Raw genomic sequence first — 26544 nt, forward strand, 5'->3', positions numbered from 1 at the left:
TTGAGCATGCTTGATTTTACGACTAGGTCTGCTTCGCACGCGTGATAGCTGCATCTATGTGTGCCTTTAATGCCTTGGCGGCTCGGCCCGCGAGGCGGGACTTTCGCCAGCCACCCAAACAGAGTACAACGACACCAGCCGCAATAGCCCAGCCCCATTCGGCCATACGCCATGGATGTGCAAAATATCCGCTTGGTGGCTTTGTAAGGAATACGATCAGCGCAGCGACTGCCAGCGCGAGAATGAACGAAAGCCCGGTGATACGCACCAAACGAAGACGCTGTTGCAGCACCTTCGGGGAGATGATTTCGTGCGTCTGGCCCGTCGCGTGGTTGATCAAGGCACACATCCAACCTGTACCGTTATCCCGCCGCTGTGCACAAACTACTGTGATTCGCTGGCTTGGACGCAATGGTATGTTGGTACCTTCAAGCTGGATGGCACGTTCATGGCCATCATTCTCTCGAATCCAGACATCCTGGTGTGCCGTTTGGCTTACACGAACGGATGGAGCACGGGCATAGCCTCCCCCACCACGGGTCTGGACATGGGTTTCACTGTACCGGTCAGTGTCCAGTACCTCGCCATCAACCTGCCAGAATTCAACCTTACTCAGAACATCCATGCCACTCCCCCTATTAGCTCCCGTGTTTTCCTCAGTCGAATAGTGTTTGGACCCTGGCGAGGGCGTCATCAACCAAATAGTCGGGGACGGATTCGACCTTCTGAGCCCCTCTGGCCAACAAATCCACGGTTCTGATCTGGTTAACCAATACGACGCCCTGGGTATGAGTACCAGCCCCTGTCAGTGGCACTGCAAAGCCTGCATGGCGGGCAAAACTCCCCCCCTGAGTGATTGGAGCAATCACCACAGTACCGAACTGATTGAATGCTGCCGGAGTCAGCACCAGTGCCGGGCGGAAGTCCCCCTGCTGCTCATGCCCTTCCGTAGGGTTGAGATTGACTCGAACGATGTCCCCACGCTTGAACCTTGTTCGCTTCATTCCTCGCGCCCCACCGGCTTCATATCATGCCAGGCCTTTAACTCGTCGGGCTCGGGAGAATCAGGATCGCACTGAGCAAGCAGCTCCTTGAGCGTGTATTTCGGCTTTGAAGTAACGGGCTTGAGTACCAATTTGTTGGGTACATCTTCTACTTCCAGCACATCACCATCATGCAAACCATGCTTGCGGAGTAGGTCGACAGGAAGCCGTACGGCTGCGCTGTTGCCCCACTTTTGAATCTTGAGTTCCATGAACCACCTCTTAGCCATTTCGTATCTACAGCGTAGACACATGTCACCCTGCTGGCAAGAGCGTTGTAGATACATCGTTTCTACAACGCCATTTGATGCTTGAATCCCTGACTGGTTCGGCAACAGAGCATTGCACCGACACGACAACAGCGCTAGGGTAGGTGATATGGATAGGGCCGTATACGGCAGAGGTATATATGAAACTCACAGAACTCGTTACGACTCCAAAAGGCCGTAAAGCCACCGCAAAACTCGCGTGGGATTTAAGTAAAATTGCTGGGAAGGTGGCTGTTGCTGGCACTATCAGCTTTGCTGAATATGTCATACATGCAATCACTTCTAGACCTGCTTCAAATCATGACATTGAAGCCCTGAGACGATCTATTAATAGCTTCGGAAGGTCTTCCGATGGATTCGAGACTTTTTCTGATCGTCGTAGCACTTTTGAGAAGAACTCAGATCAATAGCCCTTGATCAACCACTTTCCTTGGTCGCAGCGCCAGATCCGCTCCATCATTTCCAGCAGACTTTGCTCCAGGGGTTCCTTCTCCAATGCTTTTGCTTATTGCTGAACCGACCTGAGCCCAGTCCATACCAGTATAGCTACCCACATACCAGGTATGTGTCAAAGCAGAACATTGCATCGATATAGCAACAGCGCTAGGGTAGGTAGTATGGATAGGGCTGTATACGGCGGAGGTATATATGAAACTCACAGAACTCGTTACGACTCCAAAAGGCCGTAAAGCTACCGCGAAACTTGCGTGGGATTTAAGCAAAATTGCTGGGGGAGTTGCGGTTGCGGGAACGGTTGGTTTTATAGGTGCAATAGCGAAGTCTGCAGCAGACTCTGGGCCGAGCAATACTGCAGATATTTATCCAGATACGACACCTGATGGCTATGGTTATGGCCCAACAGGATATGGATATTATTCCGGTGGAGTTATGGTTGACGATGATTGACAAGCCTGAGAGCAGCTAGAAACCGCTCTCAGGTGTCTCCTTATAATCTCTTCATTGCAGCTTTTTCAGCATGTTGTGAGGTTTTGTCACCGGCGTCCTTAGCTCCTGACGTACCAGCTTTGAGGCTGCCTTCCACGCCTTGACCAACTTTCATCCCAGCCCAACCCAGCACCGCCACCCAGATTCCGGGCAGTATCAAGAACGTCGCCCACTCGACAGATACCAGCACCAACTTGTCATAAGCGTTCTGCCCGGCGGCAAGGTACGACATCTTGGCGGCATCCGAGCTATAGAGCAGATTGATCAGGTTTGAATTGATCCAGCGTGCCAGCTCCCACCAGAAGGTCAAAAACCAGAGCGCGAATAGCCCAAAACTCGCTGTGCCAGCTACCTTGAATGAGTAGCCCGAGATCGTCATCACGAAGGGCAGGCAGATCACCACGGCCATAATCAGGATGTACTGCACCATAGGTAGCGCACGTTTGAGCATATCCATGCCTGCCTTACCCACCACGGCGCCCATGGCGCCCCCAGCGCCGCCAGCGACCATCGAAATGGCATCTTCAACGCTCCCATCCAAATTGCCATAGCCTGTTACAGCTATATCTTGATTGCCGTTTGCCGTGCCTGCTCGGTTGCTTATCAATCGTCTGATGACCTCGCCTTCGGCGTCGGTCGATGAGAAAATCGAGCGGATGCCATCCCAAATTCTGGGTTCGACTTGCTCATGCAAGCGGGTGTAGAGGCCACTTTCACTGTCTTCCCACCATTGCCTACACGTGGGATACCCCGGGCGTCCGGGGCCTGTACCGGGGCGCGCCTGGTCACGATTGGCATCATAAGGAAAGCCTACTATCGGTCGGCCCGCGTAAAACGAATCGTAATAGCCTGGTGTGTTCAGGAAATACTCGCTACCCAGCCAGTCGACATCTTGTCCCCTGCGTGCATCGATCCTTCCTCCTTGCTGGAAGAGTAGATTGCGTGCCGCGCCGTAGCACTGTTGCTGAAACTCTCCTACTTCGCGTCTCAATCCAGGGTCAGTGATGGCCTGAGCATCAATCTCTGAGGTGATCGCTTGAAGATCTGGGGCACAAGGAATGCTCGAGACCGCTACATTGGTGACCCCTTTTGAGACAGCGTGTACGAGTGCCCACCAGAGCGGAATCTCCGCTGACTGGCCGCCGATCGAGTTGAGGGTATTACTGCCCCACTGCCCCTGCCCAATCATGGCGACAGTGCACGACTGGCCACTATCATTTGTCCGTTGAATCGCATTCACGGGATTGAATGACAGGCTCATCATGGGGACACAGGTGAAGGCGTAGCAGATGACCATGGCGTAGAGCCGAGTCTCGATACGCGCAATCAGCAGCACTCCCTTGTTACCTTCATCCTCGCCTTCCTGACGGACTTTGAACCACTCAGACGCAATGAGTGCAACAAAAGGAAGCAGGGCCAAACCAGTCTGCATCAACGATGACCAGAGCGCGTTGTGTACCACCCACCCGATCATCAGCATTACCATCTCGAAGTAATCGCTGACATTTAGCTCTGCGTTCATGCCTGACCTCCCAGCCAATCCAGCACATTGAAGAGTTCGATGGTGGCCATGACGCCTAACGTCAGCGCCTCCAGGCGCTTAAGCCGTTCACGGGCGGCTGCCCCACCATCCCTGTCTTGGCTAAGACGTGTCAGCACATGTGGTTTCCACCGTTTGACCCAGGCAACGATGAGGACGGCGTAACAGATCCAACGCCATACAAATAGCCACGGAAGCGCCGCTTGTTTCACCGCCATGAAAGCTTCTCGACTTCCCATCATCTGAATGCTCAGCAAGACGATCATGCCGCTGAGTAGAAACATGCCGATTAGCACAACCACGAACACGACAGGGGATGGCCATCGACGTGGATCGATCAGTCGTTTGAGGAACATCACTCATCCCCCTCTAACGGGCGCCCACGCTCATCCAGCACAGGCGCAGGGAGCGTCGTTTCATTCGGGCTAGAGCCATCTGCACGATTGGCAGCGCGTTGTAAGGCTTGGAGGGCCGCGTTGCTGGCAAGGGATCGACGGATATCCATCTCGCTCTGCAGTAGCTCAATGTCCCGATTGAGGGCGTCGATCTTACGATCCAATACGGTCATGCCTTCGGGATTACTTTCGATGCCAGGGTCGCTCGAGCCGGCCATGAGTGTGCGCCGCCCCCACATGGCCTTGGTCAGCGTCCTGGCCAGCGCCATCTCACTGGACAGCCGCTGTGCCAACAGTGGCCCTTGCGGATCACTACGCATGGCTTCAATGACCCCGCGCGAAACGGCCAAGCCATTGCCTGCAGAGACGTCATTAAGCTTCGAAGGTGTAATTTCACCGCCACTGAGCATGTCAATCAGCGTCTCGTGAATGCTACTTTGCTCCTCCTCGAGCTCGCGGATCAGCCCGGTACCGGCGATAGACTCAGATTTTTCGCACCCGTCACATGAACGCAGCTCGGTATCGCCAACAATCCTCCTGGTCCACTCGGCGGCCTCTGTGGGCGAACCCCAAATGGTACACATACCGCCTTGGCAGCCATGCCCGCCGCTATCAGCTCCTCCGTTGCCACCGACGGCGCCGCCACCAATCCAGTCTCCATTCGAGGTCGAGACTGCTCCCCACCCCCCGCCGCCGCCGGCGATCGCTTCACTGCTCGTCGGGTCGGTGCGCCCATAAAGCAGGTTGTAACCAGCCCGAGCCGTATCTTCGACCACGCGCATCGGCTCCTGGCCACTCCCACCGCGTTTTTGGCCACCGACCCATGTCCGGCCGGCGTTGCCAGCCTGAGCTTCGGCTTGCTCCTGCGCCGCTACCGCGTCTGTATTATGTGCTGCAATATCCTGCCAATTTTCGGCCATCGCGCCTTGCTGCATCTGGCCACCGATCGTTGCATCGGCCAATGCCTCGGACATGCGTTGGCAAGAAAGCTTCGACTGATCGAAATCAAGTCGTCCTTGCATAACGCCATTAGTCAGCAAGTCGTAGAGCGCGGGGTTGGAACGCTGAATAATCATCGCGGGCAGGCTGGCCACCGCACCAGTGGCGTTCTGAACCACGCTTCCCATCATATTTTGGAAACCATTGGTGATGCCGTTGAGCTGATTACTCACTGTCGCGCCGATATCAAAGTTGCCGCACGTCGCATTAACATTCCAACTGATACCCAGCCCATGCGCGCGTGGGCCATGCCCAATGCTAGCCGATGCGCCGAAAGGAGCAGCACCGCCGATGTCGTAGTAGAGGCGGTCTGTCGATTGCGCTTGAACCAGTCCGGGCACGCCAAAAGCAGCTGCGAAGACCAGAGGCCGTAGGGTACGTTTCATGACTTACTCTCCTGTGAAGTACAGCAGTTCCTGCCCCCGCCTCTGGCAGCAGCGATAGGGCCGCCAAAGCGCCCATGCATAATCACCTGGATCCTGGAGCTGATTGTTCTCGCCACCATCGGGAAAGATTGAGCAGGACATGCGCATGTTGGGAGCAAGTGGCTGCCATTGATGGGTCTTGCGGTCGCCTTCCCTAACGGGGCCAGGCCCCCAGATGCCGCTATTAGGCGAGTGCCTCGCGATTAACGACTGGTACACATGGGGCTGCCCGCTACGCGTCACCACATCAGCAGCACGCTGCGCCGTTGAAGCCGCTACCTTGTAGTCATGGGTCTGAGACACGAAGCCGCTACGCGGATAGATCGGGCTCCATAGATCGCCCATGGCTCCCATCTCTCGCACGCCGGGTGTTAGGGCCTCGGGATACGCCATTTCAGGCACTCCTGATCGCCACGCCAACGCGTCTAACGTCGAAATGAAATAGGGTCTGAACGGCTGCGCCTGGCTGTCACAAAACCAGCCGAAACCTCTGGCGAACTGGTAGAAGGCTTCTGAAGGGTGACCGATAGCATCGACGTTCTTGAAATGCGTGTTCGAGTGCTGATGCGCGACAGACTCACGTGCCGATCCACCTCCCAGAGCATTCCCAAGGGGTGGAGAAAGCATCGCCATCTCGGTCCAAGGGTTTTCACCTGTGTTTTCGTAGGCGCTGACAACCAACTCGGGAATGTAGTGCTTCACTCGGATCGAGGTACGTACCCTACAGCCGCTAAAGGCCGAACAATGAAGCCAAGCGCAGATGCCAATGAGCTGATAATCCAAGCATTGCGTGCTTAAGGACGATTGGATGATTTCTGGCGTCGTGATGGCATGAGCACGTGATGCACTCGTCATGCTGACCACCACAGTCGACAGCACAAAGATCACGGGCATCATGAAGAGAAGGCGCATCATGGCTGCTCTCCCCTTGCGTGCTCAATCTCCTCGAGCGCCCGGCGAATATCCGGTTCGCCGTACACCACGTACTGACTGTCAACCACGACGGCCGGTACTTTCTCTATACCCAGCATCCAAGCGCGAGCTACCCCTTGATAGAACTGGCCATAGTCCTGGAGCGTCTGCTGCCATTCGGGGCCGCTCATACGCGTTTCGAGAACCTGCTTCGCACCGTCGGGATCCGCAGGAAGACCTTCTGATAGTTGCGCATCAAGACGGGCAGGCGCATCCAGTTCGATGACGGCAGCAGATGACGGCACGTTGACGACTAGCTCACCGGCAGTCGTGAACACCTCAATGCCGGCGACAGCGTTCTGGCCCCAAGCCAGTAGGCAGAGCGAGGACAACACGGCACATGGCCGCAGCTGAGGAAAGAAGGTCATAGACGGGCTCCCACGGCGGTATCAACGCACAGGTGTACCGGGTGGGAGGCGATGGGACAGTAGAGAATGTTAAATTGATCAGATAAGGTTTTCGGCAGCTTAAGAGCCCACACGAATATTGTCAGCTGCTCCTTGAACTTAATGATTGCAGAGCGGCTAGTGCACAACGTTAATCTGGAGAGTCCAACATGGATGTCTACAAACTGCAAAAGTCCGATTGGGGCGAACTTCCATTGAATAAGGAGTCATTTGAATCCTCTACCGGCAAGCGAAACCCCTGGTACACCAACAACCGTAGCGGTAACCCAGCCACTTTCGCTGTATGCCCCGGGTGTGACAATCCAATTTTAATCCTGGGCTTTCTGTTTAAATTAGCCAACACCGACACCCCTTATGCACGCCACTATCAGGGTAATGTCGAAGGACTTGCAGAGTATCGCGACTGGGCCTACGAAAACTGCCCTTACTCTAACCCTAAGGAATATGATCGAAAATCTAAAAGACCTGCGGCGGATCCCCTGGGCGACAAGATACTGGATATCCTTGTGCCTAATTTCGACCGAGTAGTTTATTTGTTGGAGAAGGATATTGGGATCAGAATTTCATCTGCCCTAGCCGAAAAAATGCTAGAGGATTACAGGGATTGGAATGGACATCTCTACATGGGGGCAACCCTCCAGAATATTCCTTGGGTATTTGCCTATATGACGGTCTCCAAGAGCCTAGCGGGGCGCGTTGTGTTTAATAATTCAGAGTTGCTTGCAGCTATAGAGGAACATCAAGTGCAAGGCGTGGTGATTGACCATAAAAGTCATCGGATTGGTTGGCAAGAAGGTAAATATTTATCACTGGATGTCTGCTTTATCCATCACAGAGCACGCCACAGAGATCATCATCTCCAAGAAACCATGGTGATGCAAGTCACTACCGGGCGACCTCCTCATGCCAGGGAAATTTATCGACAGACAATCGAGTTCAACCGGGATCACTTCAAAAACCTGCTCAATATGTCGCCAGAAAGGGCAAAGCGGCCCCGGCGGAAAGAATTGGTGGAATTGGCGGAGAAAATCTTGGGGACTCGCTGATACCTGCCCAAAGGACATCGACCACCATAGATTGCTAATCCAGCGGGGCGTGCTTGAAGTCTAGCGAGTAGCGTGTCTGTAGATCCCACCACCATTGCGTCGGGAGTTTAGGAACGGCACCTTCCAGCTCTGCAGCACGAATGCATTCCAACACAGTTTCGAGCCCAAGGCTGAAAGCGTGATGGCTGTCTTTCATCGCAAAAACCATGTACTCGTCAGAGCTAAGGTCGGCCTCTTCACGGGGCGGAGGGGAATCATTAAGCCTTGCTGGGTTGTTAAGCGCACTATCTCTATCATCGGTCATGATCAAAAATCTCCTCTCTTGGTAATGCGTGCTAGCCCAGGGCCAGTGTCACTGGGAGGTGTAGTGCCAGTCATCGGAAAACGTTAAACACATGCAGCATGTTTCCGATACGGAAAGATTGAGTCAGGGTTCAAGATACTTGTGACGCTCGTTTTCTCTTGTCGTTGATGACCTCCGGAGCCTTTCTGTGCTCAGAGGACCAGACAAAACATAAGGCTCGAACTCGATATTCAGCTCATGTGCGATCAGTGTCGCCAGGTAATAAGCATCGACGGCATCTGATACTTCAATGAAAGGGTCATCTTGAAGGGAGGCCGGTAGCCTCAAGCACTCGGTGATCGCTATCGTGACGTTCAGCTCCCGATCGCTAGCCACCAAGTCGAGGGCCAAATGTTGCACGCCGGCCCGATAGAACCACAGACAGCCCGTCTGGAAAGGCCCCGTCTCCTTGATGATTGCCATTTGACTCGACAGCCATTCATCCAGGATTCTGGAGCTTTTCACCACGCCGTTTGAGCCAGCGTTGATGAGAAGCGGGGCAGGTTGATGCCCTTGCTTTAGTTCGCAGGGGATCGGGTAGCTCGGCCACTCGCGCGTGAGAGAATCCCAGTCGCCCGCGAGCCACAAACGTAGAAACGTAGCCGGTTCGTTGTCATCGATCGCAAACTGCATGGCTTCAGTAAAAATCTGTCGCTGTCGCATCGAATTCATGAGTTAGCTCTCTCGATTGCCTGAATCAGCTGCTGTGCGGGCACGTAGCCCTCCCCCATCTCGCCGTCGGGCAAGACAATGGACGGTGTGCCCTGCACGCCAAACCGCTGTCCCAGCGCAAAGCCCTCCGCAACGGCAGACTGACAGCTTTCAACAGGGGTTAGCTCTAACGCCTCACCTTGGAAAGCCCGTGTCATGGCCTCGGTCGGTGATTGGGAACACAGCACCTGAGCAAGGTGGTTGGCCGCCAGTGAGTGAGTACCGGCGCGTGGAAATGGGACATAACGCACGGCGATGCCGGCTTCGTTCAGTTGTTCGATTTCCTGATGCAGCCTCTGGCAGTAGGGACAGGTCGTATCGGTAAAGACGGTGATGCGTCCGATCTCTTCGCCTTGGGCGGGATAATCCACCGTACCCCCATCCGGAATGGCACTCAGCTGGTCCAGCCGATCCTGACGGTTATGCTGCTCGGTGACATTGATGAGTCCGTCGGGGCCGTTGTCGTAAAGACTCCCCACAACCATGTAACGTCCCTGAGCGTCGCTGTAGAACGTGTCTCCATTTCGTAGCCGCACCTCATAGATTGGTCCCTCCAGATTTACCCGCCGAATGGCGTCCGTCGTCACGGGCTGGCCATTGAGTGTCAGGTCTCGCAGCGCAGCGGGAGGTGTCATGTCCGGCACATCAGGCACAGGAATGCCGGTTGCCTGTGCTGACAGGGGCGTCACTAGGCTCAGACCAACAGCGCTTAAGAACTTGATAATCTTCATTGCAGCGCCTCCAGGCATTCGTGGACAACATCTCCACCGTAGGTATCGATGGTCCAGCAGTCACTCAACGTAATTGCTGGCAATTCTAGGGACTCGTGAATATCGAGATAACGGCATCCATCTCGCAGAACTTCGCTGACCTGGGCGCGCCGACCCGGTGAGAATCCTTGCCGCTTGATGCGAGAGAACCTGTTGCGGCCAATCTCGGGTGTAGAATGTTCTTCGTTGGTAAACTCACTCAGGCTCCACCAGTTGGCGACGTCCATCGACCATGTGTTTCCGTCTCCTTCGCCAAAGACTAGGTCAAGCCGGTGTGTAACCTTGAAGTGGCCGGGAGGTAACGCCGAAGCACTCACCGTCCAATGGAAGGTGACTTCTCCAGCTTGCTGTCCGTCTGGTAGCGTGATGAAGTTGCCCAGGTGGCAATCATTGGCTCCTGCCACAAAGTAGAGTCGGTTAGGGTATGGCTGACGTATAGTCCAGCCCAACTCCGGGACGACGGGAGCGTCGAGCCAGCTCACCGATACTGACAAGGTGATGTCCTCAAGCGCGACACCATCAAAGGGATCGACCTGCAGTATCGGTAGCAAATGCAGCGTCCGCTCTCTCGCGTCGAAGCTCATGACGTTATCGACCTGGTGTTGGGGCATGTATCCGATCCTTCGTTCGAGGTCGTGAGGTAAGGCGCCAAGCGCTCCTGAATCTTTTGTACGTCATAGCGACCGCCGGCTGTAAAGCGCAGCAACGGCACGCCCGCCGACGCAAAGGCATCATCAACGAAACGGTCGCGGCGCTGACGATCACCACGGCGATGGCTGCGATCATCGAGTTCGATGGCAGCAAGAATTCGTCCACCGTGTGGCTCGCACACCACGAGATCGACATGCTTAGAACTGATCAGGCGAAAGTAATGCCACCATCGCTGATCGCGACGGTGACGCTGACGAAAGCGCACCTGTAGCACATCAGCAATCCGAACCTTGCAAGCGATCAAGACGGTTGTTCCAACGGCCCGCTGGACGGCGGTATAAAAAGCCTGCTCGGTTGGGGTGTTGAGCCGCTCTTGAGGGATGTAGGGGTAACGACGTCCGCCGGATACCATCCGTTTGAGCTGCCACAACGTGAAGACGACGATCACCAGCGCCGCCGTAATGAGAACCAACATCTCAGCCATGAGTGGACTCTCCCGAAGCCGCCGTCTCGAGCCCACGCAACCGATCCAATTTTTCTGCCACCTTGATGGCGGCATCGAGCTCCGAGCAGCCAAACTCTCGCATAATCGCGGCCCGCTCCGCCTTCTCCTCGGGCTCGGTCCCGGCCAGCGATAGGTAGAGGCTGGGCGGCACAACGCGAAACAGCGACTGAAGCCTCCCACCCAGCACCACGCCTTCGGTGTACTTGCCTGACGCCTTGGTCGCCGACTCGACCAGCAGGCGTTGATCGTCGGTCAAGGTCTTGAAGCGGCTGACTTCAGCAATCTCGTTAGGTGGCATGTTGAGCAACAACCACCACTCCATCATATTGAGCATCTTCGCCGAGACATCGGGGAAATCCTTGACGTTCTGGGTCGCCAGCCAGAGCCAGTGGTTGAGCTTGCGCCCCATCTTGGCCACGCCAACGAGGAAAGGTGCGAGCAGAGGATTCGCCGTCAACAGGTGGCACTCATCAATGACCTGGATGATGGGGCGGCCGCTGTACTGATCGCGCTCGGCCATGGTGGTGATCATGTTGGTGATCGACATCACTGACAGAGCCAGCTGAGCCTCGTAACCGGGGTTGGCATAGTGCGCCAGGTCGATAATGGTAACGTCGCACTCCGGCCATGCTTCCCCGGCCTGGTTGAAGACCTGTCCGTCGAACCCATCACAGAACATGCCGATTCCCTCGCCCATCATGTAGGCGCGGTTGCGGCGGCCCTCAGGCAGCTTTTCGTCTCGGGAAAGCGAGTAAAACGCCTGGCGAACGTCTTCGGAGAGGCACTGGCGTGCCTCCTCAGCGGACTTCTCGGCAGCGATCATTACCGCATCACGCACCATGCGGTTATCTGCTCGGCGATAGTCAGCCTCCTCTTTAGCGTCTCCGCCAGTGATCATCATCCGCGCCATCATTTCCATTTCACCCAACAGATCGCGCTCGACATCCTCTTCATCCGATACATCCGTGCCGATCGCCTCAAGCAAATCATCGGGCGTGGCGGCAGGGTCATCAGGTGACTCACCGTAGTCCTGACGATCGCGAACGACACGGCGCTCACGCATTTCTGGATCGAGTAAGCGATGGGCTTCGGCGAAAGGGGGAAGCTTGGCATTCGCTCCCGGGGCGAGCTTGACCTTGTTCACCGACAGCCCCATGCGCTCGAAATAGTCGGCGAGCAAGCCGAAGCTATTGCCCTTCTCGATGATGAACAGGCGCGGCCGACGCATCGCCACCACCTGCCCCAACATCGAGTTGAGCGTTGCCGACTTACCGGCGCCGGTCGGGCCGAATACGAACATGTGAGCGTTCTGTTTACGATCGAGCTTATTGAGCGGGTCGAACGTCAGTGACTCGCCCCCGCGATTGAAGAAGCTGATGCCGGGATGTCCCGTGCCCCTGGCTCGCCCGTAGAGTGGCGCCAGGTTAGCCAGGTGCTGCACGAAGTTGAATCGGGTGTACCACCGATTATTGCGATCGATCTCGGGATCGAAGTTCATCGGCAGCCAGCGCAGAAAGGTATTGAGCGCGGCCACCTCATTTTCGGGTTCGACGGGCTTGAGGTCGGCGGTGCTGAGCTGAGTCGTCAGATCCATGACGCGTCGATCCAGGTCCGCCTCATCGTGGCCACTGACGAAGAACGCCAGTGCCGACTGGTACATCTTGTGGTCCTTGCCGAGATACTTCCGCGCCTGCTCACAGTCCTCGCGAACGTTCACGGCCAGTACGCTGTCGCCGACCGCCTTCTTGGCCAGCTGATCGATGTGGCTTTCCAGGGGCTCCTGAGGGATGGCCACAATCGTCATGCACGCTTCGACGCCCAGCGGCAACACGTCGAACGTAGCGTTGCGAATCGATGTCTGGCCACGCGAAATCTCGGCAGTCAGGTGACCAACCTTGGGCACCTTACGCAACTCCTCGACGGGGATAACACGCTGCGGCAGCCCATCGAAATACCAGAGCCCGGATTCAGCATCCGCGCGAGGAGAGCTCGCGAGCATTCCTTCAGCCAAGTCGTATGACCAGAGCTGGACGTCGGGATCGTCACCCGGATAGTCGAACACGTCGTAAAAGCGCTGAGGGTCGTCCGGGGAAAACGCCGGGCGCGGATTAAAGCGCGGCATCATCCACCGGTGGAAATCACGACCGTCATAGCGCCGCACTGGCAGTCCGGCGCTGGCCAGCTTCGACTCCAGCTTACCGTAGACGTGGTTGATCAGCGCCTCCGGCGAAAGCCGTGATCGATGCTCACCGAGCTTCGCTTTGTTATTACGACTGACCCAGCGATACAACACTAGGCGCGTACGGCGAGTCTGGCCACGCCACGCTGTCTGCGTGATGATGTCATCCTCGAACAGGCCATTTGGGCGAGAGATCGCCTTGAAATGCGCCTCCATGCTGGCCAGCCACGCTTTCGTGTAGTCGGTGTTGCGTAGCTCCTCGGGTATCGCGTCGCGAATGCGCTGCAGATCTTCGCGGGGATCGGTGTCGTCCTTGGTATAGAGCTGCACCACCCACTGGTTGGCATCCAGCTCCGGCAGACTATCCTGCAGTGCCGCTTCGATCTGATCACGCACTGCTTCCAGCGCCTCGAGCGAGCGCCCCTCCGTGGGAGCTGGCGTCACCTCAGCGACAACCCCTAGTGACACCCCGTCCTCGAGCAGAAAGCATCCAGATTCGGGCAGGTACTCCATCCAAGGTAGCCGACTAGCGAACGACGGTGCTCGCTCGTATTGACGACGAATGTCACCGACGGTTGGCATCTTTCCGCGCGGTAACGACATAGGACGACCCGTTTCATCTGTCAGCAATGCACGCTCATTGAGGGCCGTTTGACGATCCCCATGCTCTTTACCCTGCTCCTGCATTGCAGCAGTCGGTTCCTTCTTAGAAGCAAAGAGTCGGTTCATGAAGGCATTGAAGGAAGACATCAGCGCGTCCTCCCCGGCGGACGCGCCGTCTCTCCCGGCATCGCGTAATGCGGTTTCTGATACAGAGGGAAAACTGTCGAGTAACCCGGCACGGGAACGCTTTGATCGCGACCAGCCAAATGCGGATAGATATAAATCACTAAATCAGGGTTGGGCAGTCGCGAGAACTGGCTATGTATCTCGTTGGCCGCTTCACGGGTATAGCGAGTTTGCTCTTCGACCATATCGGCTGACGTAATCGGACGACGTAGCGTCGCCCGTGTCGCGGCGATGTTCTGCTGACCAGCGTCGCCCGCACTCATGCTGGAGCCCTGTTGCCAAAGCTCCTGCATAGTCATGCCATTAGTTGGCATCAATTCATCTTTGGACGTTGCACAGCCCGTGAGTAACCCCAGGCCGACCAATACCAGGGCGGCGATCATGGTTCGCGACATAACGCTAAGCTCAGTCGAGCCCGACTGTGGTTGCGGTTGACGTGTCATAGCGCACCTTCCTCCCTTCGGTCTCGTAATCGATCGGCAATTGTTTGTTGATGTGTATCGCCACATGCTGGCCCGGCGGTACATAAACGGCAGCAAAGGCTTCACCGTAAAGTCGGTTGACCCAATTGCTCATGTCATTGACGCCCTGACTCAGAATTTGCCCCATGGCCTGATTGCCGCTCATGGCTTGAGAGATCGAACCATCGCTACCGAACGAGGTAATCGACGTGGCGTCATCATCAGATAGCAACGTTGCGACTCCAGCACCGGCTGCCGTCAGCAAACTTTGAGTGCCAAGATACTGCTGTGCATTACTGCGACGCATACCGCTGATGCAGGGAAGACCGGCTTGATCACTGATCCAGCCAATGGAATTCCCACCCCCAATGGTCTGGTTCTGAGTGTTGCGGTTGTCGTTGCCGCCGCCCTGATTCACGTCGTCTGGTGAAGGGATGGTGCGGATCGTCCCGTCCGCGAAGACGAAGGTGAGGGATTGGATGTTCCCGCGCACGCAAGAAAGCGTCCAATCTCCCGTTGCAGTCCCACTGGCAATGGCCGCCTGAACCTCGGGCAGCTCAATGCCGTTGGCTGTTAAGTTGTCCTTGCCGATCATCACCTTGAACGGATACGGATCATTGACGGCACCATCAACAGGCACACGCCCCAGTAAAGCGGTCATCGCCAGCGATCCCATCAGAGTCGAGTTCTCAGGAATGGTGTAAACGGGCTCCACCGTCGACACGCTGGGCTCTCCTGAGACCCTCTCATCAACAGCACGTACCGTCCGAGACGCCGCATCACTTACTGCAGTGAACGATGTCGGAAAGGTCGGCTCCTCATCCTGCCGTCCCGTTCTGGTACGACCATCATGCTGCTGTTGATCGATCGGTTCGACCCACGTCAGCCCCGTTGAATCTGAGTAAGTTGCTGTGGGGCCACCGCCGCCTTCCAGTCCAAGTCCGATGGGCAAATCGTTGTTATCGCTACGCTCTTCGGCCTTATTGCTACTGGGTAGTAACCGCTCCATTCGCGCTTCGAAACGCGTTAATAGCGACTGTTCACTTTGCTCACGTGCTTGCTGTTGTCGCTGGCGTTCTTGCTGGATAGCCTCGTTGACCGCGCGATCCACATTGGAAGCCCTATCTGCCAGTCGGTTGTTTTCGTCGATCAGCGACTCCATTCGCTCTTGATCTCGTTGACGCTGACGCTCCCAGGCATTCATCTTTCCCACTAATGTGGCAACTGTATCCTGAGAGGAATCACCACTGATGCCGAGCGCATCCATCTCCTCTCTGGACAACGTCCGGGTCGCATCTTGCGTGTCTTCTTGCACCTGACGCACGTTATCGCCACTACAGCTCTTGATAACGATCAGGATCATGCCAAAGACCATCACCGGCACCCCTACCTTGAGCAGCATGTTGCCTTTAAGCTTCATGAGTCACCTCTCTGAGAGAGCGGAAGCGCATTCGCCAAGGAACGTCCATTGGTCACGATAAAGACGGTCGTGGTGTCCTCGACGCTGCCTTGTCGTCCCAACACCGGGTGCATGAACGTTGCACTGTAGAGGTCGCCTTGTAGCCAGCGAGGATCTAATTCGAACGCTCTCGATGGATCATTATTCGTGATCCTCACCGCTGTAACGGTCCAACTATCGAGTTTCCATGCGGCCAGGGGGGTTGCCATAACAGGCAGTGACGGCAGAAGAGAGGGCAGACTCTCTGGCAATTGCATGGCGACTCGATCCAATCCAGGTACGGGTTCGATCGTACGGCTCGGCGCATAAAGCGACTGAGCGGCAAAACGCGTCAAAACGATAGGGACAGGCGTTCCCAAGGAAGTCGCCGTGCTTGCACTTTCATCTCGATCAAGCCCCTCTTCCACAAATGCACTGGCCGAACCTCCACGCCCTGTGTCCTCTGGAATAACCACGCGAATATCTTCATCGCTGGCTCCACTTTCCTTGGCAGTAAGGTCGAGCAACACGACCTCACTTGTTTCGACATCCTGTATCCGCACACGCTGAGTATCGAAGGCCGCATTCGCCTTGAGATACAGAGCACCACCCGCACTCTGTACCCTCAACGTCTCGGCGCTGGCAATGTCACGGGGTAGTCCAACCCGGACGTTACGATCAAGGATGATCACCCGCTCGGTTCCAACGGGTAGATCAACCGCTAAGGGCTTACGATCCCAATGAAGAATCTCGACAGCATGCGCTTGAGAGGCAACACTCAATAACGAGAGGTACAACAGGCTTCTCACCAGGATCGCATTGAAGTGCTTCATACATCGTCCTCCTGCGGAACTTGCAGACGCTGAGCCGGGCGGGCCAAACAGTCGATCTGCATGCCCCATTTATTGTTCTGGGGATCCCCGTCAGCGCGTACGACTCGGATTGGGAAGCGCATATAGACATCACGGATAGGCGTGCCGGCGTAGGTCTCTTTAACCGCCAGATCCAGGTTTACGATCCATTGGTCTTGCGACACGATCTCGACCGAGCCCGGACCAGATGCCTCGTCACTGAACCCGCGTCCAGGTATCTCGAACACACTGCGCTCTCGCTGATTCAACTCATTACGTTGATTGCGGAAGCGATAGTCCTCGTTCAACTCTGCTTGGCAGGAAGGCGTCAGAAACGGTGAATACGCATAAAGATTGCGCCTGTAGTCCGCCTCACCGTCGGTTGGCCAGCGATTGATCTGCTGCCAGACATAGGTCGTGAAGGCATAAACTGCCGAGGGTGGTTTCTCCCACCACTTCTGTGTCGAACCACTACGCAGATCAGGAGGAATGGAAATCGTCAGATGCTTCGGTGCGCTATACCAGCCAAGCCCCAATCCTGTACACGCGAACACCAACACGATAATCATCACGCGTAACGTCACGATATGGGCATCGCGAGCACCTAATGCATTTCGCAAGCGGCTCATCTCAACTCTCCTTGCCCGCGTGATTCACGCCCCACCCGATACGTGCTCGAGCGTGTAATCAGCACCTCGCTCCCCACGTTGATACCGTGGACAGCAAATCTGTACAGAATCTGGCGATAGAGCAGAGAGGGCGGACGCCCTCTGCGCAGTCGACGCATGACCGTGCCCCCGACCACCAATGCGAATGCCATGACCGCCACGGCGATGGTGGGCGCCATGGCAGGCATACCGAGCAGGAATGCCAGTGCAATACCTGGCACCATGCCTGCCACGATCCCCATCACCGCCATGATGCAGACTTCTCGAAGCGTCATGCCTCGAAACACCACCGGCGCGTCGTTGATCCGTTTCGGTAAAAAATCGATGCTTGCCATGGCGCTGCCCTCACTGAGACAGAATCGGAGCAGCTTCTGTACTGAGCCAGATGATGACCAGGATGAGCACCACACCCACAAATGCCGTCACACCGAACTTGGTCCACTCACCTCGCGCACGACCTTCATTAAACGATGACAGACAGCCGATCCCAACCCAGATGAACGCAGCCGTACTGAGTAAAAGTCCCGCCAGGATAAATCCGTCGTACATATATCCCTGTGCTGTAGAGCGAATCCCGCCGCCCCCTTGGGTGGGCTCCTCCAGAGCAGGAAGCTGTGCCAGCGCGATCCCCGGTACGGTGGCACTAAGTAACACCACAAGCTTTTGGCAACCGTGAGTAATCCGGTTGGAGAGGCGACGATAGTAGGATGAGAGAGACATGAGTGTGTCCTTTAAGCCTTTAGAGATGGATGGTTAACCCTTACAACCCAGAGCCCATGTGAGCTCATCGTTTCCCCGACGAGGGGAGCTTCGAGTCATCCCTGTCACGACAGGAACAACCAGAAAAACAACAACACCAACAGAATCGACTTGATCACCACAGCCGATAAAATATCGCCGTCGACCCGCCCCTTGACCCAGCCTCGATACGCCGACATCAGAATCCAAATAATGAGTAGAATCGCAACGCTGCAGCCCACTCCTGCGATGAGCCAGGACAACTCCTGCCCCCCATGCCAGCTCCCGCCTCGAACGCCTCCACTATTGGCCTCGATCATCGAGATAGTCACCGCCCAACACGCGCAGTTGACGGGGTAAAAGACGATCAGGCGCTAAATAGGCATCAATACCGCTGGTAATGGAGTGCAGGTCATCGCGTAGACGTGGGATGTCGAAGTACACCCGAGTGGACTCGGGGTCGGCGTTCTGCTGTCTGGCGTCGATGCGATCGACCACGATCTTGATCTGCTCGATCTGAGTCTGAATCAGGGCTAGGTCTCGACGCTGAATCTCATCGATATCATTAGCGTGAGTAGGGCTTGCTAAGCTGCCGGCCAGCAATAACCCTGTGAGCAAAGAAGTGAGTGGAGAGCGTTGGCGCACCGTCATGGCAGAGTCCCGTCGTAAGTGGTGGCGACATGGCTCCATGTTCGAGGCAACGCACTCGGGGATCAGCTCAAAACGTTAAGCGAAAAAGCGGGGCATTCTTGAAGGGGCAAAAGAAGTTAGAGAGGCCCAATCATCCTCGTAGAGTCGGGCCGTTGACGATAGCGCACTGGTTCAGAACGCCTCAGAGATACTTTTTAAAACTGCCGGTTGCAATGGCGATCATCAGCCCAAACAGCAGCGCACAGGGCAGGAGAAAAAGGTTCGGATGGATCGAAAACGGTAGCGATAGGTAGATCAGCCAACCGGTTAGGAATATCGGTGTCACCATGCGCTTGGCGTGGTGATAAATAAACGCCGATTCGCGCCCTGCCCCGAAGCGACGCAGATCGCGGCTTACCAATCCATCAATCAACCCCACCAAGGCGGCCATAAGGAACAACGGCGACGTCAGCACTAGAATGACACAGCGCGTGAGGGTCATAAGCGTCACGAACATAGCCGCCTGCAGGTACGTTTTCAGTGTCCCTGCCCAGCCCACGGCATCGGCCCCCTGCTCGATCCAGCCCGCGATGCCGGACTTCACAAATAGCCATTCATAGCAGGTGTCTACGATCATCGTGGCGAACTCGACCGGGGACGATACCAGCAGCGATTGAGAGAATTGGCTATCCAGATAACCCATCTCAGTCATCATGGTTTGACGAGCATGCTCGGCGCCTGATTGACTGAACCAGCCAAAATAGATCCCGACCCACTCGATCACAACACTGCATACCATAGAGATAAAGACGATCCAGATAAGCGTGAACGGCAACTTCAGCAGCGTTCCGATCAGCCCGCTGCGCTTTTTTTCAGCACGCTGAGCCGGCGCCTCATCCCTCGCCATGGCTCACCTCCCCGGCTGCGTCTTCTACCACAACGGCATCCCGCTCGACCGGCTCATGCAGGCTCGGGGGATTGCTGAAATCCATGTGAATTGGCGGCGGCATAACACCTGTCCACCACTGGTCGCCCGTGGCGTATTTGGCGCGCATGCGACCCGCGATGTCAGCCACGTCCTTCGGCACGTCCTCGGTCTTGTCCGGCAACGGTAGCGGCATACGGATCTTCCACAGCTGGCCGCCCTCGAGCAGCGCGAAGGCCTGTCCCTTGGGGAGATTGATGACGTCGTTGGGCGTTAGCATCTCGACTGATTCAGTACCAATACGATCCCCTGCCGATGAGCTAAAGTCCTGATCGCTGTTCACGTCGGCATTGTCGCTGGCCATCGACACCATCAGACGAGTCGAGACATTGACCTTGGCCAACTGATCGGTCAGCAATCGCGCGGTGCGTTCCTCGCGCACCCTCAACATGACCAAGTTATTGAAGTTACCTACCACCTGCCCGGCTTTCGCCGCACTGCCGATGCGCGCCTCGATATCCGAAAGCGTCTGGGTGTAGGCCGTCACCTGGATGCCAGCACCGCCACCCTTGTTGATCAACGGAATGAACTCGTCGCCCATCAGCTCGTTGAACTCATCGCAGTGCAGGTTGATCGGCAGCTTTTGGCTGCCCCCTTCGCCGGGAAGGCCATCCTCGGAGCCGAACTTGTAGATATGGCCCGCCACCGAGACGATGTCGGCGAACATCGAATTGCCCACCGCCTGAGCGACCTCAAAATCGCTTAGCGCATCAAGCCCGACATAAACCACCCCCTTCTTGCGAATGATCTGCTGCCAATCGATGATCGGGCGCTCGTCTTCGATGTCGTCGTAGTCAGGGCTCAGAAGTTCGGCGATCTTGCCGCTGGTCAGCTTCTCGAGCAGCGGTAGCAAACTGGCCACGATCTTGTCGAAGTAGGTCTTGTCGTAACGCACAGCAGAAAGCAGACCATCCAGAACAGGATCGCTCAGCGACTCAATGACCTCGGGCTGTTGCAGGTACTGAACAATCGCCACGACACGTTTGTGACGCCCCACCATATTGCGCGGCATGTTCCGATCGTTGAGCTTGCCTTCAATGTCGGTGATCTGCTGGTTCGAGCCCGGCATCTGCGATTCCAAGGTCTCCTGAACGTACTGCATTAACAGCGCATCGATGTTTACCACGTCAGCCAGGATCTGGCCGTAACTTGGGCGCTCCCCCAAGGCGTGCCGAGCGCGCGCCACGATGTTGACGAAACGCCAAGCGAACTGACGAAACGCAGCGGAGTTTCCCTCACCTGAGAGCTGGCCGGTCACGCGGGTCGACACCTCGGAGAGCCTCGAAAAGCGTCCCACGGCGTTGTAGCGGCACGACACGTCCGGCCAGCCCAGATGGAAGATGTAGAACTCATCACCCCGTCCGGCTTTCTGCGCCTCGGCATACATGCGCATCATCAGATCCGCATCCCCCTTGGGATCGAAGCAGATCGTGATGTCACCACGCCGAATATCCTGGGTGATCAGAATCTCGGCCAAGCGCGTTTTGCCGACACGCGTCGTTCCCTCGACCAAGGTGTGCCCCACCCGCTCACCCAACGGCATCCAGACATCATGCTCTCGCCACTCAACGGCATGCAGTGCCGGTCGACCGCCGACCGGTGGGAGCGGGCGCACCGGATTGAGCATCGAATCCCAGCGCAGCAGCGCTGCAATATGTTGGCCGACCGCGCCGCGCTCCCTCGACTGCTCGAAACGACGAGCGCGCTGATACCACACACTCGGCTGGACATAGACCTTGGCGGCGGGCTGACGTGATTCATGCAGGCGCTGTGTGTGCTGTGCATCCCATTTGAAGCCCTTGCCTAACCAAAGACTCCGCCGACTCAAGGGCACCTTACGCGCTGGCAGCGCGAAGCGCGGTAATCGCCGCATATTGCGGCGATAGCGAAGAACAACCCAGGCCTGTCGAAACCGCCATGCACCCAAGGCTGCAAATCCAGCGGCGGTGGAGATGCCGACACTGGGTGTGAGTGCCAGCGACCAGGGCGCCCAGATGCAGAGGAGCGCACAGCCAGCGCAGGTCCAAACAGTGTAAAGCTCGACGGCCGGTCGCAGGAGCGATTCGAGGGGATGGTTGCTGCTCATTGCTCGATCCCTCTTTGACTGATCAGCACAGGATAGTGTCGAAGACCCAATCGATCGGCCAACCCATCGCCTGAGACAGGACGAAGCTCAAGCCCTCGGGCCACGTCGCGCAGTGCTAGAAGGGACGGCTCATCGGCTACCTGCACAACCAGCCCCACGGCATTCATCTCACGCAGAATATCGCCGCGCTGGACCAGCCACTGCCGGGACAGGTCGTCGTCCCCGATCAAAAAAACGGGCGTGAACCCGCCAGGCAGTTCCAACTGACGCGGCGTCACGGTGCCGGGCGTCAACTGCTCGCTCTCGAGCGGCAGCATGTCCTGTTCTCCAAAGGGCCGGGCAGGACGCGCCTCGCCACCCAGCTGCGGTGAGTAGCCTTCCTCCTCACCGACCCCGGCCCCCTTGATCGCCACGTAGTAAGGTCGTGCCGACTCCCCCCCGTGATCGGCAACCACCGTCAGCTGAGGCAGCCCCGGTGGACGTTCGACGGGAGTCTGAGCTAATGCAGATGTCGACAGCAGCGCGATCGCACCTACCAATAGCATGCTGAGGCAGCGTGATTGTTTCATCGGGGTCTCCTATCGTAGTGCGACTTCGGCTATCCAGGGGCGCCGTTCTGGCGTTATCCAAGTGACGTCAGAATCTGGCGTTCGTGGCCCAGGGCTCACCCAGGTCAGCGCCTCATCCGGCGACATCAAGCTGTCGCTTTCAACTGACGTCATTTCAGATCGATGGAATCGCGTTGGTCTGGAGGTCTGGCGTGCAGCTATACGTGCCGATGAGCCTATTTCTAGCGTGGGGGATGTACCAAGCCGAGCCAGCTCCTGACTGACCACGGCCCGATAACGTTCGGCAGGACGACCACCTGCCGGACGATGGTAGCGTCCGGCGGCGATCAGCCAGTCGCCAGCATCATCGAAGTGGCCTCGAATCAACGCCGCTGCCTCATCCAGGTTGGCATAGGGGTCGAGCCCCTCACAGGGATCCGCAAAGCGCTGACCAGCACCAAACAGTTGCGGTTGCCAGCGCACGTTCAATTGTGCAATCCCCACGTCGACGATCTGGGTTGTCTCAAGCGCATCGGTCAACGCCTGGCACGCGGAACTGCGATCGCCGAAGCGCATCGACGTGCCAGCGACGTTCAACGTCCAAGGCCAAGGGCGGCGCCCCGCATCGAGACGGACCACCGATTCCGCGCTGGCTACTGCGTAGAGCACCGCCGGCGGTACACCATGATCCTCGGCGGCGACCACATAGGCTGATGGAATATCGGGTTGCTGGGCGTGAGCCACGTCGGCAACTATGATCGTCATCAGCCCAGTCATCACCACTTTCAGCGTGCTAGGCATCATCGCTTACCCCCTCGGCGCGACGCTCGGCAGCTCAGCTCTGTCGACGTTCAGTGAGCCACCATGATTGAGCGTCACCGTACCGGCACGCACTTGCGCTGGCGGGATGCCGATCTGAGCCGCCCAACGTCGAATACGATCATCGTCGCCGTTGGAATCGACGACCCAAATATCCATGACCACGCCGTTATTGAGCAGACGCTTTACGGTGGCTTCACACTGATCGCATCCCTCGGTGGCCACCACCACATTCAGGCGTTGACTGGCTGCCGACGGGTTGCTGCCGAACACCGATCGTGTCGCGTCTTCACCGCCTCTCGTAGAGAATGAATTGACTGGCATGTCGTTGGGATAAAGTCTCTGCCAGGCATCGTCGTAGGCACGCTGAAACGCGAGCTCCGCTTCAACGCGAGCGCGCTCGGTCTCAACCAGCTTCTCGGCGTACCGCTGACGCTCTGCCTGACTGCGAGCCTCCAAGCCCAATGCGGTCAGCGGATCCAGCCCCGGAGACCAAATGCCACGCGGCCCCTCCATGATCGATTCATAGCGTCGATACTCCTGCTGGTTCAGCCCCCAAGCCTCGGCAGCCCGTTGGCTGCTCTGCTCCAGTCGTGTCTGCTCGATACGAGTCGCTTCACTCTCTTGCCCCTGCTGAGCCCAAACGGGCAACGCCGCGAACAGCAGCAGCGCGGTAGACAAGCGTTGATTGCGATTAAGCGTCATGGGGCCCTCCTCAAGGAACCGGAACGACCACGGTCTGGCCGTTGATGATGAACGCCGCCGAGTGGCCCTCGATCGACGACAGATGCCACTGCCCGATGTTCTGCCCCTCACCAACCAGGCGCAGATCGCTCAAGCGCCCAGCAGCCCCGGATGCCACGGCTAGATAGCTGCGTCCGCCTCGCAGCTCCACGCCAGACACTGAGAAAGGCGGTGACGGCGGCTCGGGTTGGGGGCGGGCCTGACGTTGCCGATTGGGCTGGCTTTGCTGGGTACTGGTCTGCTGGTTCGCTCGGAGCATGCGCAACTCCTCAATCGACGATTCGAGTGACTGCTCTTTTTCCTGCGCCGCACTGAACCGCACGTCCACGGAACTGGATAGCTCATCGACGCGATGGGAGAGCGCTTGGACGCGCTCGGGCAGCGCCTGCAGCGGCGAATCCTGTCGGCTCGCCTCGAGGTCGTTGAGGCGCGAGGCGATTTCGCCAAGGCGGTTACTGGTGCCCTCGGCCTGGCTGCGGCGCTCATCCTGGCCGCTCTGCAACTCCTCAATGCGCACGCGCAGTTGGTCGATGACCTGCTGCTGGGACTGCAGCCGAGACTCAAGCGTTGGCCCTTCAGGCTCACTATCAACAAGGATCAAATAGAGCAGCACCAGAATGGCGAGAATCCCAAGCCCCATAAGCATCAATCGCAGCGGACGCCAACGATGACGCCTCTCTTTGGGTGTCTGGCGATCACCTGTCATGGCCAACTTCCTCGATCAGTCGCTGATCGCGAACTTGGTAACAGATGTTGCGCGCAATGGGGTCGGCCTGAACCTCGAAAGCACTACCAGCGAGCACCTGCAACGCCTCGCGAAGCGGCATCGGTCCCAGGCGGAAGTGTGCTGCTGGCAGAGGGCGGCTATAAAGCAACTGCTGCGGCTTTCCCTGCGGCGCACAGAGGCTGTAACCGGTGTGCTGCAGGGTGTAACGCAAGCCGTCCTCCACCGACGGACTCATAGAAGCAGGGATCGAAACATTGACGGTCTGTTCGAGGAGATTGCGCTGCTGCAACGTCGCGCTGGCCGTGACCAGGGCATATCGCCCGCCTCGTATCACCTCGACTCGCGACGTATCGCGATCACGGTAGACATCGGGTTCGACCTCATGAGTGGGCTGATCCAGCCCAGTGGTCACTACGCGTGGATAACGCATACCCGCGCTGTAAGGAAGGGTCATATTCTCAGCGTCGGGGTAGTCAGCTGACAAACGCTCACTCTCACTGGGCGGCGGCTGTTGTTGATGAGCGCAGCCAGCGATCAGCGCAATCAAAAATCCTAAGAGGACGACACGGGGTTTCTGGAAGGGATACATCGAGTTTGGCCTCGCGCGGGGAACCTGAATGTTCGTGATCTGGTTCACCGTGCCGAAGGCCGACGGTACTTGCGACGGGAAATGTTAATTACACTAACAAGGCTTTTGCGAACGGTCGGCTATCTCGCCTTCAGAAAACGATCGGAGCCTTGGGCTATTTCTTTCAAGGGCCCTATCAATTGCGCAGCGTTTGTTCCAAGATGCGCGCAAGGGACGATACGACCCCAGGAACATCGGCAAGGATGCTGTCGGGCAAGGATGCCACTTCAGGGTCAATCCAGGGCACAGCCCAACGTGGTTGGCGGCAAAAAAAACGCCCCGAAGGGCGCTTGGAGTGAATCACTGAAAGTAGGTGGAAAACGACTTCAATATTTCATCGTTAAGTGCCACGCCAAGTTTCGCAGCACAATATCGCAACGCTCCCCGCTGGTCAGGCTGATCGGCGATCCACTTTACTTCACCGTTACTGGTGTCGCGCCGGAAGACCGACCAAGTGGCCGACTCAAACGGATGCGGGCGATAGCCAATCTCGAGACAGTCGTCTGGGCGAAGCTCATTACAAACCACAACGTCGATAGCATTGGGACCGTAGCCCAGGATTCGCATCAACGGCATTCCATGCCCGCAGGCAGTCATACCGATGCTGTCGAGTACCTGACCGTGCCATCGACTCCCCGTGGCAAACTGTAGGGCAATCGATGTGACGGCTTGGGCGTTGGACTGAAACGGACCATCCGCGCAAGCCGCGACGGCATAGCAGCCATCCTCGACATCCAGATACCACCCCTCACTTAGAGGTGTAAATATTGGCCAACCTGCATCGCCCAAGGCCGTTGCCAGATTGGCCGCTGTATCCGAGTTCCAGTCCGGTCTCGACAGCTCGGCGCGAAAGCGCCGGATCAGTACGTCGCGCTCATCCTGATCATCAGCGTTACCGTCTAGATTAAGCCTCTCGCATAGCCTGTCGATATTGACCACATCAAGGCTTTCTCCACCGATATCCTGAATCTCATCGGGTATGTCCCATCCCAATGTCCGCTGCAATAGTCTCAGCGCCGCCAAGATCACATCCACGTCTTCTTGAGCCAGTTGGTAAGTAAGTGTGTCACTCATGGGATTGCTCCTTCGTCTATTGGATGAATAGGAGCCATCCCTTCAGGGGCGTGGCCCCCGATTGGGTGATAGGTTTAGAGGTGGTTCTATCTCCCCGCAAGCAAGTGGGTTGAACCACACCCCCGGGAAGCTAACGCTATCCCGGAGGGTGAGGTGGT

General features: G+C 56.9%; 33 protein-coding genes. 3 read left to right on the plus strand and 30 right to left on the minus strand.

Translation table 11 applies throughout. The features are described from left to right. Positions 1 to 22: 22 nt before the first annotated feature. The 3 genes from LLY24_RS17080 to LLY24_RS17090 are packed head-to-tail and all read right to left on the minus strand — an operon-like array spanning position 23 to position 1255. Positions 23 to 625, minus strand: coding sequence for a hypothetical protein (locus LLY24_RS17080; protein WP_259037514.1), 603 nt, complete (start codon positions 623 to 625; stop codon positions 23 to 25). A gap of 31 nt (positions 626 to 656) precedes the next feature. Continuing rightward, on the minus strand, positions 657 to 1004 hold the full coding sequence (locus tag LLY24_RS17085) for a type II toxin-antitoxin system ChpB family toxin (protein ID WP_259037515.1): 348 nt from the start codon (positions 1002 to 1004) through the stop codon (positions 657 to 659). Then, entirely contained in the window at positions 1001 to 1255 is a 255-nt protein-coding gene (locus LLY24_RS17090; protein ID WP_259037516.1) for an AbrB/MazE/SpoVT family DNA-binding domain-containing protein, read from the minus strand. Before LLY24_RS17090 ends, LLY24_RS17085 begins: the two co-directional genes overlap by 4 nt. Positions 1256 to 1452: 197 nt before the next feature. On the opposite strand from LLY24_RS17090, the gene LLY24_RS17095 reads away from it, so the two are divergent. Next, entirely contained in the window at positions 1453 to 1722 is a 270-nt protein-coding gene (locus LLY24_RS17095; RefSeq protein WP_259037517.1) for a hypothetical protein, read from the plus strand. A 238-nt stretch (positions 1723 to 1960) separates the two neighbouring features. Continuing rightward, complete coding sequence (locus tag LLY24_RS17100; protein ID WP_259037518.1) at positions 1961 to 2218, plus strand: hypothetical protein; 258 nt, start codon at positions 1961 to 1963, stop codon at positions 2216 to 2218. 40 nt (positions 2219 to 2258) lie between these two features. On the opposite strand, the gene LLY24_RS17105 is transcribed toward LLY24_RS17100, so the two are convergent. Genes LLY24_RS17105 through LLY24_RS17125 form a run of 5 tightly spaced genes read right to left on the minus strand, consistent with a single transcriptional unit; the run spans position 2259 to position 6956 of the window. Beyond that, positions 2259 to 3779 (minus strand): conjugal transfer protein TraG N-terminal domain-containing protein, encoded by a 1521-nt coding sequence (locus LLY24_RS17105; RefSeq protein ID WP_259037519.1) that lies wholly within the window; start codon positions 3777 to 3779, stop codon positions 2259 to 2261. Next, a complete protein-coding gene (locus LLY24_RS17110) occupies positions 3776 to 4153 on the minus strand; it encodes a hypothetical protein (RefSeq protein WP_259037520.1) in 378 nt (125 codons plus the stop codon). Before LLY24_RS17110 ends, LLY24_RS17105 begins: the two co-directional genes overlap by 4 nt. Further along, positions 4153 to 5577 (minus strand): hypothetical protein, encoded by a 1425-nt coding sequence (locus LLY24_RS17115; protein WP_259037521.1) that lies wholly within the window; start codon positions 5575 to 5577, stop codon positions 4153 to 4155. The genes LLY24_RS17110 and LLY24_RS17115 overlap by 1 nt, the downstream gene beginning before the upstream one ends. Before the next feature lie 3 nt (positions 5578 to 5580). Next, positions 5581 to 6531, minus strand: coding sequence for a TIGR03756 family integrating conjugative element protein (locus LLY24_RS17120; RefSeq protein ID WP_427854574.1), 951 nt, complete (start codon positions 6529 to 6531; stop codon positions 5581 to 5583). Next, positions 6528 to 6956 (minus strand): TIGR03757 family integrating conjugative element protein, encoded by a 429-nt coding sequence (locus LLY24_RS17125; protein WP_259037522.1) that lies wholly within the window; start codon positions 6954 to 6956, stop codon positions 6528 to 6530. Before LLY24_RS17125 ends, LLY24_RS17120 begins: the two co-directional genes overlap by 4 nt. A 188-nt stretch (positions 6957 to 7144) precedes the next feature. Between LLY24_RS17125 and LLY24_RS17130 the strand changes: the two genes are divergently transcribed. Further along, positions 7145 to 8041 (plus strand): hypothetical protein, encoded by an 897-nt coding sequence (locus LLY24_RS17130; protein ID WP_259037523.1) that lies wholly within the window; start codon positions 7145 to 7147, stop codon positions 8039 to 8041. A gap of 34 nt (positions 8042 to 8075) precedes the next feature. Here the strand turns inward: LLY24_RS17130 and LLY24_RS17135 are convergent, their stop codons facing one another. The 22 genes from LLY24_RS17135 to LLY24_RS17240 form a co-directional block, all read right to left on the minus strand. Beyond that, positions 8076 to 8345 (minus strand): hypothetical protein, encoded by a 270-nt coding sequence (locus tag LLY24_RS17135; RefSeq protein WP_259037524.1) that lies wholly within the window; start codon positions 8343 to 8345, stop codon positions 8076 to 8078. Between the two features lie 123 nt (positions 8346 to 8468). Further along, the gene (locus tag LLY24_RS17140) at positions 8469 to 9056 is read right to left on the minus strand and encodes a hypothetical protein (RefSeq protein ID WP_259037525.1); all 588 of its coding nucleotides are present in this window, start codon (positions 9054 to 9056) and stop codon (positions 8469 to 8471) included. Continuing rightward, a complete protein-coding gene (locus LLY24_RS17145) occupies positions 9053 to 9826 on the minus strand; it encodes a DsbC family protein (RefSeq protein ID WP_259037526.1) in 774 nt (257 codons plus the stop codon). The genes LLY24_RS17140 and LLY24_RS17145 overlap by 4 nt, the downstream gene beginning before the upstream one ends. After that, on the minus strand, positions 9823 to 10476 hold the full coding sequence (locus LLY24_RS17150; protein WP_259037527.1) for a hypothetical protein: 654 nt from the start codon (positions 10474 to 10476) through the stop codon (positions 9823 to 9825). The genes LLY24_RS17145 and LLY24_RS17150 overlap by 4 nt, the downstream gene beginning before the upstream one ends. After that, positions 10446 to 11000 carry a DUF2726 domain-containing protein gene (locus LLY24_RS17155; protein WP_259037528.1) on the minus strand — a complete coding sequence of 185 codons (555 nt, stop codon included), beginning with the start codon at positions 10998 to 11000 and terminating at the stop codon, positions 10446 to 10448. The genes LLY24_RS17150 and LLY24_RS17155 overlap by 31 nt, the downstream gene beginning before the upstream one ends. Continuing rightward, entirely contained in the window at positions 10993 to 13803 is a 2811-nt protein-coding gene (locus LLY24_RS17160; RefSeq protein ID WP_259037529.1) for a conjugative transfer ATPase, read from the minus strand. The genes LLY24_RS17155 and LLY24_RS17160 overlap by 8 nt, the downstream gene beginning before the upstream one ends. Positions 13804 to 13949: 146 nt before the next feature. After that, the gene (locus tag LLY24_RS17165) at positions 13950 to 14432 is read right to left on the minus strand and encodes a TIGR03751 family conjugal transfer lipoprotein (protein WP_427854575.1); all 483 of its coding nucleotides are present in this window, start codon (positions 14430 to 14432) and stop codon (positions 13950 to 13952) included. Continuing rightward, positions 14395 to 15870, minus strand: coding sequence for a TIGR03752 family integrating conjugative element protein (locus LLY24_RS17170; RefSeq protein ID WP_259037530.1), 1476 nt, complete (start codon positions 15868 to 15870; stop codon positions 14395 to 14397). Before LLY24_RS17170 ends, LLY24_RS17165 begins: the two co-directional genes overlap by 38 nt. Further along, complete coding sequence (locus tag LLY24_RS17175) at positions 15867 to 16721, minus strand: TIGR03749 family integrating conjugative element protein (protein ID WP_259037531.1); 855 nt, start codon at positions 16719 to 16721, stop codon at positions 15867 to 15869. Before LLY24_RS17175 ends, LLY24_RS17170 begins: the two co-directional genes overlap by 4 nt. Next, a complete protein-coding gene (locus LLY24_RS17180; RefSeq protein ID WP_259037532.1) occupies positions 16718 to 17368 on the minus strand; it encodes a PFL_4703 family integrating conjugative element protein in 651 nt (216 codons plus the stop codon). The genes LLY24_RS17175 and LLY24_RS17180 overlap by 4 nt, the downstream gene beginning before the upstream one ends. Then, positions 17365 to 17742: a TIGR03750 family conjugal transfer protein gene (locus tag LLY24_RS17185; RefSeq protein ID WP_259037533.1), complete on the minus strand. Its 378-nt coding sequence runs from the start codon at positions 17740 to 17742 to the stop codon at positions 17365 to 17367. Before LLY24_RS17185 ends, LLY24_RS17180 begins: the two co-directional genes overlap by 4 nt. Before the next feature lie 10 nt (positions 17743 to 17752). After that, positions 17753 to 18127 carry a TIGR03745 family integrating conjugative element membrane protein gene (locus tag LLY24_RS17190; RefSeq protein ID WP_259037534.1) on the minus strand — a complete coding sequence of 125 codons (375 nt, stop codon included), beginning with the start codon at positions 18125 to 18127 and terminating at the stop codon, positions 17753 to 17755. 104 nt (positions 18128 to 18231) lie between these two features. Then, positions 18232 to 18408, minus strand: coding sequence for a TIGR03758 family integrating conjugative element protein (locus tag LLY24_RS17195; RefSeq protein ID WP_259037535.1), 177 nt, complete (start codon positions 18406 to 18408; stop codon positions 18232 to 18234). Between the two features lie 40 nt (positions 18409 to 18448). Further along, positions 18449 to 18796, minus strand: coding sequence for an integrative conjugative element protein, RAQPRD family (locus LLY24_RS17200; protein WP_259037536.1), 348 nt, complete (start codon positions 18794 to 18796; stop codon positions 18449 to 18451). Between the two features lie 181 nt (positions 18797 to 18977). Then, positions 18978 to 19682 (minus strand): TIGR03747 family integrating conjugative element membrane protein, encoded by a 705-nt coding sequence (locus tag LLY24_RS17205; RefSeq protein ID WP_259037537.1) that lies wholly within the window; start codon positions 19680 to 19682, stop codon positions 18978 to 18980. Next, positions 19669 to 21846: a type IV conjugative transfer system coupling protein TraD gene (gene traD, locus LLY24_RS17210; protein ID WP_259037538.1), complete on the minus strand. Its 2178-nt coding sequence runs from the start codon at positions 21844 to 21846 to the stop codon at positions 19669 to 19671. Before traD ends, LLY24_RS17205 begins: the two co-directional genes overlap by 14 nt. Further along, positions 21843 to 22391 (minus strand): integrating conjugative element protein, encoded by a 549-nt coding sequence (locus tag LLY24_RS17215; protein WP_259037539.1) that lies wholly within the window; start codon positions 22389 to 22391, stop codon positions 21843 to 21845. Before LLY24_RS17215 ends, traD begins: the two co-directional genes overlap by 4 nt. A 33-nt stretch (positions 22392 to 22424) precedes the next feature. Further along, positions 22425 to 23159 (minus strand): lysozyme family protein, encoded by a 735-nt coding sequence (locus tag LLY24_RS17220; RefSeq protein WP_259037540.1) that lies wholly within the window; start codon positions 23157 to 23159, stop codon positions 22425 to 22427. A 42-nt stretch (positions 23160 to 23201) separates the two neighbouring features. Beyond that, positions 23202 to 23918 carry a TIGR03759 family integrating conjugative element protein gene (locus LLY24_RS17225; protein ID WP_259037541.1) on the minus strand — a complete coding sequence of 239 codons (717 nt, stop codon included), beginning with the start codon at positions 23916 to 23918 and terminating at the stop codon, positions 23202 to 23204. Between the two features lie 10 nt (positions 23919 to 23928). Then, positions 23929 to 24663 carry a hypothetical protein gene (locus LLY24_RS17230; protein ID WP_259037542.1) on the minus strand — a complete coding sequence of 245 codons (735 nt, stop codon included), beginning with the start codon at positions 24661 to 24663 and terminating at the stop codon, positions 23929 to 23931. Further along, positions 24653 to 25138: a PFGI-1 class ICE element type IV pilus protein PilL2 gene (gene pilL2, locus LLY24_RS17235; protein WP_259037543.1), complete on the minus strand. Its 486-nt coding sequence runs from the start codon at positions 25136 to 25138 to the stop codon at positions 24653 to 24655. The genes LLY24_RS17230 and pilL2 overlap by 11 nt, the downstream gene beginning before the upstream one ends. Before the next feature lie 474 nt (positions 25139 to 25612). Further along, positions 25613 to 26386 (minus strand): hypothetical protein, encoded by a 774-nt coding sequence (locus tag LLY24_RS17240; RefSeq protein ID WP_259037544.1) that lies wholly within the window; start codon positions 26384 to 26386, stop codon positions 25613 to 25615. Positions 26387 to 26544 lie beyond the last annotated feature (158 nt).

The organism is Halomonas dongshanensis, assembly GCF_024790395.1.
GTDB lineage: Bacteria > Pseudomonadota > Gammaproteobacteria > Pseudomonadales > Halomonadaceae > Vreelandella > Vreelandella dongshanensis.